The organism is Kitasatospora sp. NPDC098652 (genome assembly GCF_044760155.1).
GTDB lineage: Bacteria > Actinomycetota > Actinomycetes > Streptomycetales > Streptomycetaceae > Kitasatospora.
Genome location: NZ_JBIWAQ010000012.1, coordinates 77,567 through 90,546 on the forward strand (window position 1 = coordinate 77,567; position 12,980 = coordinate 90,546).

Annotated in this window: 8 protein-coding genes; 5 read left to right on the forward strand and 3 right to left on the reverse strand. The window is 72.4% G+C overall.

Going from position 1 to position 12,980, the window contains the following annotated elements:
* Positions 1-224: 224 nt before the first annotated feature.
* Positions 225-2,429 carry a putative bifunctional diguanylate cyclase/phosphodiesterase gene (locus ACIQWA_RS24750; protein ID WP_402485849.1) on the forward strand — a complete coding sequence of 735 codons (2,205 nt, stop codon included), beginning with the start codon at positions 225-227 and terminating at the stop codon, positions 2,427-2,429.
* Here the strand turns inward: ACIQWA_RS24750 and ACIQWA_RS24755 are convergent.
* On the reverse strand, positions 2,405-3,496 hold the full coding sequence (locus ACIQWA_RS24755; RefSeq protein ID WP_402485851.1) for an LLM class flavin-dependent oxidoreductase: 1,092 nt from the start codon (positions 3,494-3,496) through the stop codon (positions 2,405-2,407). The genes ACIQWA_RS24750 and ACIQWA_RS24755 overlap by 25 nt on opposite strands.
* Positions 3,497-4,162: 666 nt before the next feature.
* Here ACIQWA_RS24755 and ACIQWA_RS24760 point away from each other — a divergent pair.
* The 4 genes from ACIQWA_RS24760 (at position 4,163) to ACIQWA_RS24775 (ending at position 10,892) form a co-directional block, all read left to right on the forward strand.
* Positions 4,163-4,750 carry a DedA family protein gene (locus ACIQWA_RS24760; protein ID WP_402486236.1) on the forward strand — a complete coding sequence of 196 codons (588 nt, stop codon included), beginning with the start codon at positions 4,163-4,165 and terminating at the stop codon, positions 4,748-4,750.
* A 320-nt stretch (positions 4,751-5,070) separates the two neighbouring features.
* Positions 5,071-6,351 (forward strand): hypothetical protein, encoded by a 1,281-nt coding sequence (locus ACIQWA_RS24765; RefSeq protein WP_360240743.1) that lies wholly within the window; start codon positions 5,071-5,073, stop codon positions 6,349-6,351.
* Between the two features lie 450 nt (positions 6,352-6,801).
* Positions 6,802-8,910: a glycosyltransferase family 2 protein gene (locus tag ACIQWA_RS24770; RefSeq protein ID WP_402485854.1), complete on the forward strand. Its 2,109-nt coding sequence runs from the start codon at positions 6,802-6,804 to the stop codon at positions 8,908-8,910.
* A gap of 50 nt (positions 8,911-8,960) precedes the next feature.
* The gene (locus ACIQWA_RS24775; protein WP_402485856.1) at positions 8,961-10,892 is read left to right on the forward strand and encodes a galactose oxidase-like domain-containing protein; all 1,932 of its coding nucleotides are present in this window, start codon (positions 8,961-8,963) and stop codon (positions 10,890-10,892) included.
* Between the two features lie 80 nt (positions 10,893-10,972).
* Here ACIQWA_RS24775 and ACIQWA_RS24780 read toward each other — a convergent pair whose 3' ends face one another.
* Positions 10,973-11,887 (reverse strand): glycoside hydrolase family 6 protein, encoded by a 915-nt coding sequence (locus ACIQWA_RS24780; protein ID WP_402485859.1) that lies wholly within the window; start codon positions 11,885-11,887, stop codon positions 10,973-10,975.
* A 346-nt stretch (positions 11,888-12,233) separates the two neighbouring features.
* Positions 12,234-12,962: a uracil-DNA glycosylase gene (locus ACIQWA_RS24785; RefSeq protein ID WP_402485862.1), complete on the reverse strand. Its 729-nt coding sequence runs from the start codon at positions 12,960-12,962 to the stop codon at positions 12,234-12,236.
* Positions 12,963-12,980: the final 18 nt, after the last annotated feature.

Here is a 12,980-nt window from a genome sequence, read left to right on the forward strand (position 1 = left end):
CGCGGCCTATGATCGGCCGCAGCGCCCTGTTCTCCACCCGGGTCCCCGCGCGGCAGCGCCCCACGGCGGACGCACCGCAGCGGACCGGCCCCGAGGCCCCGACAGAGTGCGGAGCCGGCCGCCGGGATCCCGACCGGCCAGGCAGACCATCGTCAAGCGTCAGCAGCGGACGGGAGCATGCCGTGCCGGGCCAGAACGAGGGGGGCGACGCACACCACCCAGGCGTGCGACACGAGGAATCGTCACATCACCGCGCGTCCCACCACCGCCTCCTCGCCCCGCCGGTCCTCGATCCGGTCGGGCTCGCCGCCGGCACCTCCGGCGTCCCCGTTCCCCCGGCCGTGGCCACCACCGCGACCACGACCACGACCACGGGCCGCGTCACCCTGGAGGACCCGGAGGGTCCGGAGGTGCGGCTCTGCCCCACCTGCTCGGCCCCCCTGGCCGACGGTGCGCACCCGGGCGACCCGGACGGCACCGACCACACGGGCGGCGGGACCGACCGACTTCTGGCGGCCCTGCAGGCCAGCGAGTCCCGCTTCCGGGCGGCCTTCTGCGACGCCGTCATCGGCATGGCCCTGATCGACTCCGAGGACCGGATCATCGAGGTCAACCCCGCCTTCGCCGCCCTGATCGGCCGCGGCGTCGGCGAGTTGGCCCGCATCCACCTGCACGAGATCATCGACCCGGAGGGCCTGCCGCACCGGCTCTTCGACGGGCTCGTCCACGGCGAGCGGGAACGGTTCCGCGTGGAGAAGCAGCTCCGGCACCGCGAGGGCCACACGGTCTGGGGCAAGGTGACGGTCTCGCTGATCCGGGACCCCGCCGGGCAGCCGCTCTACACCCTCGCACTGGTCGAGGACCTCACCGAGCAGCGCCGGCTCGGAGACCGCCTGGAGTACCAGGCCCTGCACGATCCACTGACCCGGCTGCCCAACCGGACCTCCTTCTTCGAGCGGCTCGACGCCGCCTGCCTGCCGGTCGCCGAGGCCGCCGCAGTGAAAGCGCGCCGGGTGGGCGTCTGCTACCTGGACCTCGACGGCTTCGCGGCGATCAACGAGACCCTCGGCCACCACATCGGCGACCAGCTGCTGATCGCCGTCGCCGCCCGGCTCCGACGCGGACTCGCCCGCACCGCCGACGATGCCGACGATGCCAACAACGCCGCCGCCGACGGGCAGGAGGCCCACCTGGTGGCCCGGATGGGCGGCGACGAGTTCGCCGTCCTGGTCCCTGACAGCGACGGCAGCGAGCAGCTGACCGCCCTGGCCGGGCGGATCCTTGAGCTGCTGGAACGTCCCTTCGACGTCGCCGGGCACCGGCTGGTGGTCACCGCCAGCGTCGGCGTCGTCGAACGGTCGGTGCACGAGACCACCCCGACCGACCTGGTCAAGGACGCCGACGCCACCCTCTACTGGTCCAAGGCCGACGGCCGCGCCCGCTGGACCCTCTACGACCCGGACCGCGGAGCCCACCAGCTGACCCGCCAGCTCCTCGCCACCGCGCTGCGGCCGGCCCTGGAGCGCGGTGAGTTCACCATCGAGTACCAGCCGCTGGTCGGCCTGGCCGACGGCACGGTGCGCGGCGCCGAGGCGCTCGTCCGCTGGCGCCACCCCCGCTACGGGACCCTCTCCCCCGACCGCTTCATCCCGCTCGCCGAGGAGTCCGGCGCCATCGTGCCGCTCGGCAAGTGGGTGCTGGAGGAGTCCTGCCGCCAGGCCCGACAGTGGCTCACCGAGTTCCCGGACACCGAGACCTTCGTGAGCGTCAACCTGGCGGCCCGCCAGATCTGGGACTCCGACGTGGTCGCCGACGTCGCCCGCGCCCTCGAGAGCACCGGCCTGCCCGCCCGGCTGCTGCAACTGGAGATCACCGAGAGCGCCCTGCTCGGCCCCGGCGGCCGCCCGTTGCAGGCCCTGCAGGCGCTCGCCGACATGGGCGTGCGGATCGCGATCGACGACTTCGGCACCGGCTACTCCAACCTGGCCTACCTGTCCCGGCTGCCGGTGCACGTCCTCAAGCTCGACGGAACGTTCATCGAGGGCTTCCGGGACCCGGCCCCGGCCGCGGCGCTGAGCGCCACGGCGACCACGACGGCCACGACGGCCACGACGGCCACAGCAGCCACGACGGCCACGGCAGCCACCGCGGCCGACCGGTCGGCCGTCCCCGAGCTCCGCTCCCGACGCAGCGACGCGGACGAGCAGATCGTCGGCGCGATGGTGCAGCTGGCCCACACCCTCGGACTGACCGTCACCGCGGAGGGCATCGAGAGCGCCGCCCAGGCCGAGCGGCTCCGGCTCACCGGCTGCGACACCGCCCAGGGCTGGTACTTCGCCCGGCCGGGCGAGGCCGCACTCGTCGCGGCCATACTCCGCGAGGGCCGCCCCGCCCCGAACGGCCGTCAGACGGACGCCGTCAGGCCGTAGGCCTCGGCGATCAGCCCGTAGGAGCGGAGCCGGGCCTCGTGGCCGTGGATGTGCGAGGTGACCATCAGCTCGTCCACGCCGGTCCGCTTGCGCAGGGCCTCCAGGCCGTCCGCGACCTGGCCCGGGTCGCCGAGCACCACGTTGTCCAGCCAGTTGTCGACGAAGTCCGCCTCGACCGGGCTGTACGGGTACTCCTCCGCCTCCTCCGGGGTGGGGATCGGGCCGGGGTTGCCGCGCCGCAGCCGGAGCATGCCGAGCGCCGCGGAACGGGCGAGCCGACGGGCGGCGGTCTCGTCCTCGGCGGCGACCGCGCTCACGCCGATCAGCGCGTACGGCTCGTCGAGCACGGCGGACGGGCGGAAGGACGTCCGGTACAGGTCCAGGGCCGGAACGGTGTTGGCGCTGCTGAAGTGGTGGGCGAAGGCGAAGGGGAGGCCGAGGCGGCCCGCCAGCTGGGCGCTGAAACCGGAGGAGCCGAGCAGCCAGACCGGCGGGCGGCCCTCACCCTTGGGCACGGCGGTCAGCCGCTCGTACGGGTGGCCGGCGGGGAAGTCCCCGTCGAGGAAGTGGGTCAGCTCGGAGAGCTGGAGCGGGAAGTCGTCCGCGCCCTCGGCGACGCCGCGGCGCAGTGCCCGGGCGGTGGCCTGGTCGGTGCCGGGGGCGCGGCCGAGTCCGAGGTCGATCCGGCCGGGGTGCAGGGCCTCCAGCAGGCCGAACTGTTCGGCGATGGCCAGCGGGGCGTGGTTGGGGAGCATGACACCGCCCGAACCGAGGCGCAGCGTGGTGGTGTTGGCGCCGAGGTGGGCGATCAGGACGGCCGGGGTGGAGCTGGCCACTCCGGGCATGCCGTGGTGCTCGGCGACCCAGAAGCGGTGGTAGCCCCACTGCTCGGCGCGGCGGGCCAGTTCGGTGGTGGCGGCCAGGGCCTCGCTGGGCGTGTAGCCGACGCCGACGGTGGCCAGGTCGAGGATCGAGAGCGGAGCGGGGGCCGTACCGCGGGCGGTGCCCCGGATCGCCTCGTCGGCCGCGGGCCCGGTTCCGTGCTCCTGCTGGTCCTCGGTGGTCATGCCGTCCGCCTCCTCGCTGTCGTGGTCCGGCTCTCCTCCGAGCCGTCCGTCGGCGGCGGCCGCGGGTCTCGGACGGCCCGGCGGTCGCCGCCGACCGGGGTCAACCACGGTCAGGGGCTCGCTGTTCCCGTACCGACCGTCGGATGTCGGTGCGGTCCGGGGGCGGTTCGCGTGCGGCTCGCGTGCGGCTCGGATGAGATTCGGATGAGATTCGAGCGCGCTCGGGGGCGGGTTCGGCCCCGTCCTCGACGGCCGCCCGACCGACCGTTCGGATGACTCAGCGCCAGCGGGTCGACACGGATGGCGACTTTCCGCCAGGGTCGGAAGTCGCCACCCGGCGCGCTCGCGATCGGCCACCGGCATCGGGCAGGCTGATGATCAGGAGCTGGACCACCGAGCGGGTCCGTGTTCCGTCAGCAAGGTCGTCGGGCTGGACCAGCGCCGATCGATCGCTGCGAGCCCTCGGTGCGGCACCCCGCCCCGGGGGCTCGTTCCGTTTCCGGCCCTCGCCGTTCCCCGCGACCGGACCCGCAGGCCGTGGTCCCCACTGTGACCTCCGGCTCACCGGGGTGCTTCATGGCATGAAAAGTCGAAGCGCTAGCGTTGACCCCAGAGCCACCTGCTCCACCAGGGCGGCGTGGTGGAGGGAGTACGGCCTTGAACTTCGTGGCGGCGATCGGATCCTCGTGGATCTGCGCCCTTGCGCTCTTCGCCGTACTCGGCGACGCGCTGCTCCCCTTCATCCCGAGCGGCACGCTGGTCATCCTGGCCGTGCTCAAGACGGCCCAGATCAACGGCGCCCCGGTGCTGCTCGGCCTCGGCGTGGCGGTGGCCTCCTTCCTGGGGGACGTCCTCCTGCTCCACCTGGCCCGGCGCGGGGCCCCGCTGCTGCAACGCCGGCTCGCCCAACGTCCGAAACTGGCGGCCAGCGTGGCCAGGGTCCAACAGTCGCTGATCGAGCGCCCGCACGCCGGGGCGGCCGCGATGGTGGTGATCGCGCGGTTCGTGCCGGCCGGGCGGACCGTCCTGGATCTGGCCATCGGCCACTCCCCCGCCCATCCGCACCGCTTCCTGCACTGGTCGGCGCTGGCGGCACTGGTCTGGGCCGCGTACATCGTGACGCTGGGCTGGCTGAACAGCCACTGGTTCAACACCGCCTGGCTGAGCCTGGCGGTCTCCTGCGCGGCGGCCACCGCCGTCAGCACCGCGATCGCGCGAATAGTGCGCCGCCACCGGCGGCTGGCCGTGGTCTGAGCGGTCCCCGGAACGACCGGTGGCGTCCGACGAACGTCCGGCACCGAGTGCCGACGAACTCTGACCGGGCCCGGCGGGGCGGCGGTACCGTACTCCCCTGACGGCACGCGATGCGAAGCGTCACAGGACCGCAACAGACGACGAATCCCTGCAGCCCGGCCGGGTGCCCCCGGCGTGTTCACTGTCGTCGGAGCCCGGCGACCTTGGAAGCCGCTGCGGCGACATGGCATGCTAACGGCGGAAAATTCATCAATTGCCCGATTTGACCGGTGCGGCCCGGACCGCCCTCACCCCCGGTCGATCGGCAGCCAGGGGAGACCATGACCAGCATCTCGCGCAGGACGGTGCTCAGTGCAACCGCTGCGACCGCGGCCCTCGGCGCGGTCTCGGCCTGTTCCAGCGGCGGATCCGGTTCGGGGCAGAACTCCACCTCACCTTCCTCCGGCGGCAACGCCAACGCCGGCCAGAGCGGCACCACCGACCCGACCCAGGCGGTGGTGCCCAAGGGCGCCCCGATCGGCGACGGATCCACCGCGGACACCGGTCCGCAGCCGAACCAGCCCAAGCCCGAGAAGCTCAAGCCGGGCGAGCGCCCGCCGCAGTTCGTGGTCTTCTCCTGGGACGGCGCGGGCGGCACCGACGACGGCCAGTTCCCCCGCTTCCTCAAGCTGGCGGAGCAGTACAAGGCCACCATGACCTTCTTCCTCTCCGGCATCTACGCCCTGCCCAAGGGCAAGTCCCAGCTGTACCACCCGCCGAAGCACGCGGTCGGCGCCTCCGACATCCCCTACCTGTCGGACGGCGCGGTCAAGAGCACCCTCAAGCTGGTCAGCCAGGCCTGGCTCGCCGGGCACGAGATAGGCACCCACTTCAACGGGCACTTCTGCTCCAGCCGTCCGGACAAGAACGGGGTCAACATGTGGACCCCGGACGACTGGCAGAGCGAGATAGACCAGGCGGTCTCCTTCGTCACCCAGTGGCGGACCAACACCGGCTTCACCGACGTCGACCCGCTGCCCTTCGACTACAAGAAGGAGCTCATAGGCGGCCGCACCCCGTGCCTGGAAGGTCAGAAGGCACTGCTGCCGACCATCGCGAAGCTGGGCTGGAAGTACGACGCGAGCTCCTCCGGCGGGCTCCAGATATGGCCGCAGAAGGTGCAGGACGGCAAGATCTGGGACTTCCCGCTCCAGTCCATACCCTTCCCCGGGCACACCTTCCAGGTCCTGTCGATGGACTACAACATCCTGGCCAACCAGTCCAACGGCAGCACCAAGGGCGACCCGGGCAAGTACAACGACTGGCGCACCCAGGCGACCAACTCCTACCTGGCCGGGTTCGACCGCGCCTACAACAGCAACCGCGCGCCGTTCTTCGTCGGCAACCACTTCGAGCAGTGGAACGGCGGCATCTACATGGACGCCGTCGAGGAGGCCCTCAAGGCGATCGCGGGCAAGCCCGAGGTCCGGCTGGTCTCCTTCAAGCAGCTGGTCGAGTGGCTGGAGGTGCAGGACCAGTCGACCCTGCGCAAGCTGCGCACCCTCAACGTCGGCCAGGCGCCGTCCGGCGGCTGGGAGAGCTTCCTCGGCGCGGCGGGCTGACGGGCCGCCCTCCGCACCCGGCCGGATCGCACCTGGGGCGACAACTCCCCTCGGCGGTCCGGCCGTTCGCATACCCGCCGCGGCATCGTCCACTCGCCGCCGGGCCGAATTCCGCTGCATTAGCACCATCACGAGCCACCGTGGCCGGGAACCGTACCATCTTCACGCCTGAGCCGCGATCGTCGTGTGGAACTGTTGCGATCAGCGTTACGCTCCAGGAGAGTTGAGCAAGCCACGGATCCCCTCGCGCCCGCTGGGGAAGCTGGACAGCGCACCGGGATCCCGCATTCGAAGCCGTCGTGCCGGCCCACAACCGATCCGGTCGCACACACTCCACGTACCGCGTTCCCGGTACGGGATTCCCGGTATCGCGTTCTGCCCGGGCGGCTCCGGGGGCGAGGCGAGCACCGCCGAGCACAGCAAGCCGCAGAACTCCGGGGGGAGCACGTCATGACCGACCCGTCCGCGCGACGGAAACACGCCGGAACGACCCGCGAGGGCCGATCGGGCCGAAATCGCCGGGGCGCCGGGCAGCTCGACGAGGCCGCGCTGCGGACCGAGCCAGTACCCGAAGCCCCGTACGACTACGGCCATTTCAGCCGTCTGGCGGGCCCGGCCGTCGATCCGGGCGAGGACCGGGAGCTCGGGGCCGGCGTGTACCGACCGGAGCCGGACGGCGCGCGGGCACCCGCAGGTGCGCGGCCGCCCGCAGGTACGCTGCCGGGCACCCAGCCGAGCGCCCCGTACCGGGTCCAGTACCGGAGCCTGCTGCGCCACGATCCGCACCGGTTACGGGCCGCCCTGCTGCTGGTGGCGGCCCCCCTGGTGGAGGCGATCCTGCTGGTCTGGCTGCTGCTGCCGGAGCACTGGCCGGAGCGCCAGGACGAGACCAACGTCCTGGTGCTGCTCGGGGACAAGGTGATGATCGGCATCATCGCGGTGGTCGAGCTGTTCCGGCTGGTCAACGTGGTCTCCAACACCCACGCCACCCTGGTGGCCCGGGACCCGATACCGGTGACGCCGGAGTCCGGCACCCGGGTCGCGTTCCTCACCACCTGTGTGCCGGGCAAGGAGCCGCCGGAGATGGTGCGGGCCACGCTGCTGGCGGCGCGCGGCGTCCGGCACGAAGGACCGTACGACGTCTGGTTGTTGGACGAGGGAAACGATCCTGCAATGCGCGCCCTCTGCGCCGAACTGGGCGTCCGCCACTTCACCCGTTCCGGCCGGCCGCACTGGAACCGGCCGAAGGGGCGGTTCCGCGCCCGGTCGAAGCACGGCAACTACAACGCCTGGCTCCAGGCCCACGGCGACGACTACGACTTCTGGGTGTCCGTCGACACCGACCACGTGCCGCTGCCCGACTTCTGCGAGCGCATGCTCGGCTACTTCCGCGATCCGGACGTGGCATTCGTGGTCGGACCTCAGGTGTACGGGAACTACCGCAGCTCGGGTTCGGCCGTCACCAAATTCTCCGAGAGCCAGCAGTACCTCTTCCACGCACTCATCCAGCGCGCCGGAAACCGTTACGGCGCACCGATGTTCGTCGGCACCAACAACGCCGTCCGAATCCGCGCGCTCCGGTCGATCGGCGGGTTGTACGACTCCGTCACGGAGGACATGGCGACCGGTCTGGAGTTCCACCGCAACCGGAACCCGGAGACCGGCGAGAAGTGGAAGTCCGTGTACACCCCGGACGTCCTCGCCGTCGGCGAAGGCCCGTCCTCCTGGACCGACTTCTTCACCCAGCAACTGCGGTGGAGCCGTGGCACCTACGAGACCCTGCTCACCCAGTACTGGCGGGTGCTCTGGCGGCTGTCGCCCGGCCGACTGCTCAACTACACGCTGATGGTGGGCTTCTACCCGATGGCGGCGCTCACCTGGCTGCTCGGCGGGGTGTCCAGCGTGCTCTACCTGGGCTTCGGCGCCTCGGGTGTGCACGTCTCCTCGGAGCTCTGGATGATGCTCTACAGCGACGCCGCCGCGCTCCAACTCCTGCTCTACACCTGGAACCGCAAGCACAACGTGAGCCCGCACGAGCCGGCCGGCTCCTCCGGGGTCGCGGGCATGGTGATGTCGGCGCTCTGCGGCCCGGTGTACGCGGCCTCGCTGCTCCAGACGCTGGTGCGCCGCCGCAGCGGCTTCGTGGTGACGCCCAAGGGCCGGGAGGCCAGCGCCGACCGGCTCGGCACCTTCCGCTACCACCTGTTCTGGGCGGTGGTGTTCGGCGGCGCCGTCGCCGTGTCCTTCCGCACCGGCTACGACCACGTGGCGATGCGCACCTGGGCCTGCATCGCCCTGGGTCTGACCGTGCTGCCGCTGCTGATCTCGGCCGGTGACGCCGTCCGCCGCCTGCGCACCCGGCCCACCGCCACCCTGACCGTGACCGGCGACCCGGGCGCGGCGCCCAAGGTGCTGCTGGAGAAGCGCCGCCCGGCCCTCACCCTCCGCCCGGCCGCGCCCGACACCCCGACGGTCACGCTCCGCCTCGTCCGGCCCGCCGGCCCGGCGTCCGACGACCCGGCGCCCGACCACGCCGAGAGCGGCACGCCCACCCGCTGAGCCGCCCCGCCCCGTACCAGTCCCGCCCGCCTCCCGAGGGGACCACCACCGTGAAGATCCACAAGACCGGCCGCACCAAGCGCTTCGCCCTCGGCAGCACCGTCGCGCTGACCGTCGCCGGGATGAACGCCCCGGCCGTCCTCGGCTTCGCCAGCGACCAGTACCACCAGTACGTGATCAACCGCCCCGAGTACAAGGCCCGGTACGGCCACTGGCAGACCCTGTCGCTGCCCGCCGAGTTCCGGGTCAACGCCGTCCACGCCACCCTGCTGCGCACCGGAAAGGTGCTGATCGTGGCCGGGTCCGGCAACGACGAGAAGCAGTTCAACGCGGGCACCTTCAAGAGCCTGCTCTGGGACCCGGCGAGGAACACCTACAAGCTGATACCCACCCCCGCCGACATGTTCTGCGGCGGCCACGCCTCCCTCCCGGACGGCCGGGTGCTGGTGGCCGGCGGCACCCAGCGGTACGAGAAGCTGGACGGCGCGGTGAAGAAGGCGGCCGGCGTGATGCGGGTGCGCAACGAGAGCCCGGAGCACGACCGCACCTTCCCCAAGGGCACGGTTTTCGTCGCCCCGAACGGCCGGGAGTACGCCAGCACCGTCCAGGTGACCGTCCCCGCCGCGACCAAGACCGGCGCCGGGAAGCAGACCGTGGTCACGGCCGGCGAGCAGCACGTGTTCGTCGAGGCGGTCGGCGAGGGCCGGGACTACGTGAGCAACTCCCCCGCCCAGTACCGGATCAAGGGGCTGGCCGGCGTCGACGCCCACAACCTGTACGGGCAGAGCGAGAAGCTGACCCTGGACAAGCAGGACTACCAGGGCATCCGCTCCGCCTTCGAGTTCAACCCGGACACCGAGCTCTACGAGCAGGTCACCGACATGGCGCACGCCCGGTGGTACCCGACCCTGACCGGGCTGGGCGACGGCCGGGTGGTCACCGTCTCCGGCCTGGACGACACCGGGCTGATCCTCAACGGCAACGACAACGAGATCTACGACCCGAAGGCCAGGACCTGGTCCAAGGGCCCCGACCGCTACTTCCCGACCTACCCGTCGATCTTCCTGACGGCGAGCGGCAAGCTCTTCTACTCCGGTTCCAACGCGGGCTACGGCCCCGCCGACAAGGGCCGCGAGCCGGGCCTCTGGGACCTGTCGAACAACGGCTTCCGGCCCGTCCCCGGACTCCGCGACCCGAAGCTGACCGAGACCTCCGCCTCGGTGCTGCTGCCACCCGCGCAGGCCCAGAAGGTCATGGTGCTGGGCGGCGGCGGGGTCGGCGAGTCCCCGCTGTCCACGGCCCGCACCGACATCGTCGACCTGACCGCGCGCGAGCCCGCCTTCGTCCCGGGCCCCGACCTGCCGGCCGGCGGGACCCGCTACCTCAACAGCGTGGTGCTCCCGGACGACACCGTGTTCACCACCGGCGGCTCCAGCGGCTACCGCGGCCGGGGCGACAGCGACCTGCTCAAGGCCCAGGTGTACCACCCGGATTCCAACACCTTCAGCACCGCCGCCGAGCCCGCCGTCGGCCGCGACTACCACTCCGAGGCGCTGCTGCTGCCGGACGGCCGGGTCGCCGTGCTGGGCTCCAACCCGCTGTTCGCCGACAAGGCCGAGACCCAGCCCGGCGGCTTCGAGCAGCGCATCGAGATCTACACCCCGCCGTACCTGTACCACGGCGACCGGCCCGAGGTGACGGCCTCGCCCGCGGTGGCGAAGCTCGGCGGCACCGTCCGGATCGGCACCGCCCGGCCGGACGCGGTGACCACCGCCAAACTGATCCGGCCGAGTTCGGTGACCCACGTGACCGACGTCGAGCAGCGCTCGGTCGCCCTGGACATCACCGGGCGCACCGCCGACGGGCTCTCGCTCACCCTCCCGGGCAACCCGAACCTGCTGCCGCCCGGCTGGTACATGCTGTTCCTGACGGACGCGGCCGGCACGCCGTCGGTCGCCCGGTGGGTCCAGGTCACGGGCTGAGCGGACGGCCCGCGCCGGGCCGGACCGGACCGCGCCGGGCCGGGCCGGGCGGGCGCCTGTGCTCAGGGCACCGCCAGCGCTCAGCGCGCCGCCTGCGCCAGCCCGAGCGCGTACGGCAGCCAGAACTCGCCCGCCCGGGGCTCGCCGCGGCCGCACTCGCCGTCCGACTCCCCCGGGTTCTTGATCCACAGGTAGGCGTCGACCCCGGGCCGCCCCGTCTCGGTGGTCGGCGCCTCGCCAAGTGCCCGGCCGGGCGGGTTGCACCAGGATTCGGCACCCGCCGAGCCGTTGCCGCTGCGGCTGGTGTCGATGACGAAGTGCTTGCCGCCCAGGGCGGCGGAGAGCCGGTTGCCGTAGTCCACGTTCCGGTCGGTCGGGTAGAAGTTGGCGACGTTCACGGCGAAGCCGTCCGCCGCCGCGATGCCGGACTTGCGCAGCGCCGCGGCCATCTCGTCCGGGTCCTGCGCCCAGCCCGGGTTGCCCGCGTCCAGGTAGACCCGGACGTTCGGACGCTTCTTCAACTCCTGGACGGCGAAGGCCAGCAGGCCGTACCGCTCGGCGGCCAGGTCCCCCTTGATCCCGCAGGTGTCCAGGGTGTGGGCGACGGCGTCCGGCTCCAGCACCACCCAGGCCTTGCGGTCGCCGAGGGCCCCGGCGACGCCGGTGATCCAGGAGCGGTAGGCGGCGGCGTCGGCGGCGCCGCCGGCCGAGTACTGGCCGCAGTCCCGGTGCGGGATGTCGTACGCGACGAAGACGGCCGTCCGGCCGGCCTCGGTGGCCCGGCGGCTCACCTGGTCGGCGATCTCCCGGGCGCCCTGTTCGCCGAGCCACTGGGAGGAGGGCTGGGCGGCGATCCGCAGCAGGGTGTCGGCCTCGGCGGCACGGCCCTGGCCGCGCAGCACGGCGAGCTGCTGGGCGGCGTTGGTGCGGTCGGAGACGTAGAAGGCCTGCCCGGGAAGCTGGTTGAGGCCCGTGGCGCCGCCCGCCGGAGCCACGGCGGAGGTTCCGGCCCCGCCGGGAACCCCGGAGCCGCCGGGGGATCCGCTCACCCCGCCGCCCTCAGCGCCCCCGCCACCGCACCCGGCGACCGCCGGCAACGCCAGCAGTGCCAGACCCGCCGTCAGCCCGGCCCACCGGCTGGTTCCTGCCCGCCCCACCCCGCGCACGTACCGCCCCTCCGCACCGACTCCCGCCCCCGTGGGACCGGTCCGGCGACCGGTCGGCACCAGCTAAGCACACCCGGCCCCGGCCGACGGCCGCCACCGGTGAACGCCAAGTGGCCGTGGGCGGACGGGAATCCGAACCCCGTCCAGCCACGGCCACGTGCGGCACGACCGCGCGTCAGCCCTGCTTGACGTCCGGCACCCGCCAGTCGATCGGCTCGCCGCCGAAGGCGTCCAGCGCCGCGTTGATCTGCGAGAACGGGCGGCTGCCGAAGAACAGCTTGGCGGAGAGCGGCGACGGGTGCGCGCCCTGGACCACCACGTGCTTCTCGGTGTCGATCAGCGGCAGCTTCTTCTTGGCGTAGTTGCCCCACAGCACGAAGACCACCGGCTCCTCGCGATCGCTCACCGCCTTGATCACCGCGTCGGTGAACTTCTCCCAGCCCTTCGCCTTGTGCGAGTTGGCCTCGTGGGCGCGGACCGTGAGCACCGCGTTCAGCAGCAGCACGCCCTGCTCGGCCCAGTGCATCAGGTAGCCGTTGTCGGGGGCCGGGATGCCGAGGTCGGCGTCCAGCTCCTTGAAGATGTTGCGCAGCGAGGGCGGCGTCTTCGTCCCGGGCAGCACCGAGAAGCTCATGCCGTGGGCCTGGCCGTTGTCGTGGTAAGGGTCCTGGCCGAGGACCAGCACCCGGACCTTCTCGTACGGAGTGGCCTGCAGCGCGGCGAACTCCTGGCCGCTCGGCGGGAACACCTCGTGCTCCGCGCGCTGGGCCGCCACGAAGGCCGCCAGCTCCGCGAAGTACGGCTTCTCCGTCTCGGCGCCGAGCACCGCGCGCCAGGACTCGGGCAGCTCCAGCCCGCCGCCCTGGCCGGCCTCGACCACGCCCGCCTCGACCGTGTCCGTCACGACATCTACCTCCCACAC

Excerpts from the sequence above, each read along its gene's own strand:
- ACIQWA_RS24770 (WP_402485854.1), top strand. The coding sequence starts at position 6,802 with ATGACCGACCCGTCCGCGCGACGGAAACACGCCGGAACGACCCGCGAG.
- ACIQWA_RS24755 (WP_402485851.1), bottom strand. The coding sequence starts at position 3,496 with ATGACCACCGAGGACCAGCAGGAGCACGGAACCGGGCCCGCGGCCGAC.
- ACIQWA_RS24765 (WP_360240743.1), top strand. The coding sequence starts at position 5,071 with ATGACCAGCATCTCGCGCAGGACGGTGCTCAGTGCAACCGCTGCGACC.